At 40.4% G+C, this 1,541-nt stretch carries 1 protein-coding gene; it reads left to right on the plus strand.

Annotation, left to right across the window (positions count from 1 at the left end; genetic code table 11):
- Positions 1–725 precede the first annotated feature (725 nt).
- Entirely contained in the window at positions 726–989 is a 264-nt protein-coding gene (locus F6J94_RS33730; RefSeq protein ID WP_293048282.1) for a hypothetical protein, read from the plus strand.
- Positions 990–1,541: the final 552 nt, after the last annotated feature.

Raw genomic sequence — 1,541 nt, forward strand, 5'->3', positions numbered from 1 at the left:
TTCGATTAGTCGCTTCATCTTTATATTTCAGAAATCTGATTTCATTTCTAGTGTCTGAAACCGCTGAGCAAAGGTTATAATCTTCAGGGCGTGCTAGATTAAAAGCATCAATTTTATATTGATCGACGTCTATATTAATGCCTCGAAAACCATTATTCTACAATAGAAGTGTATTTGAATATTGAATAGGGTCATAAGCACCAACATCAACATAAAAAAACTTTCTTGAATCTTGATATCTAAGATGGTTATATACAAATAAGTCTTCACAAAATTGTGAAAATGAGAATCTTATTTTTCTAATTTCTTCTCTTGTAAATTTAGTCTGATCACCATTTCTAAGATTTGATATAGCAAAGTTACAAAGTGTAGTCATTTGAGATGCTAATAGTTTTCTGTAAAAGCCGATCATATATAGTTGATTCCTTATTTTTACGTATCGAATACTTTGTTTTAAACCGTATCCATTTTGAAAACAGGAGTTCTCTAAACAGCCGTTTTGGGTACATAAGCTTTCCCAATCAGGAGATTCGAGCCTTGCTGACGGACACAAGTGGTTGAAAAGTAAGTAGGGAAGGGGTTGGACAAAACCGAAAAATCAGGGTAAATGGGGTAGTCAAGAAAAATCCCAATTATGACCCAGAAAAAAATCTACTCACAAGTGTATAGCTACCTAAGCGCAGGTAGCTTCTTTGTTGATATCAGACATATAGTGGTTGGCATGGATGGTGGCGGCGTTACTAGGGAGCCAAAAGGTGAATCAGGGGGAATGGGGTAGCTATGTCCAAAGTCGAGGGATCCAACAAGACAGCAATCAAAAACGATGGCGTCGGTTTTTAGGGAATCATCGGGTCAAGATCAAAGAAATCTATGTACCGCTAGTTCTCAAGGCAATATCACAGTGCAAGCAGGGAAGATTATACAAAGCCAGAGATAGTACCCAGTTGTGGAATAAATACTGCTTTGTCTACCTATCGGTGATTTTGTGAGGTTGAGCATTACCACTGCTGTGGTTAGGGTTAGAACACAAAAGTGCCAGTGTCCCCTCGGAGAAATATGCCCCCTTACTCGAACAAGGGTATCAATATCTGGCAAATTGCCCAGACGTGATGTTGTTGGCGGATAGGGGATTTGCCAATCACGATAAGCGTGAAATGGTTACAATTAACCCATTGGCACGCTTTCGATCCGTCTACCGTCCGATACTCTGATTCACGGTGTCCAGCGTCGAGGCGCGTGGATATAGCATTCGTGAGTTATATCCCCCCAAACGAGAAGCGGTTTTCTACAAAAATGTTGGTTTATGGGAAGATGCTCAACTTAAGGCTCATCTCGCAAGGAGCGGCAGTACCTGCCGCGAAGGATAATTGGGCAATTATCACAGATGAACCTCCCACCTTGAAGACCTTTTGAGAATATGGCTTGGGTTTTCGTATTGAACATCTGTTTATAAGCTGCTACGCAGCTTACGCCTAAATGTACTGCTAAATGTACAAAAAAAAGTGTCCGTCAGTCAGGATTCGAGCAACTAGCAGAACTAC

Source organism: Moorena sp. SIO1F2 (genome assembly GCF_010672755.1).
GTDB lineage: Bacteria > Cyanobacteriota > Cyanobacteriia > Cyanobacteriales > Coleofasciculaceae > Moorena.

What these genes read in the sequence shown, in the direction of transcription:
- F6J94_RS33730 (WP_293048282.1), top strand. Translation starts at nt 726, where the DNA reads ATGGTGGCGGCGTTACTAGGGAGCCAAAAGGTGAATCAGGGGGAATGG.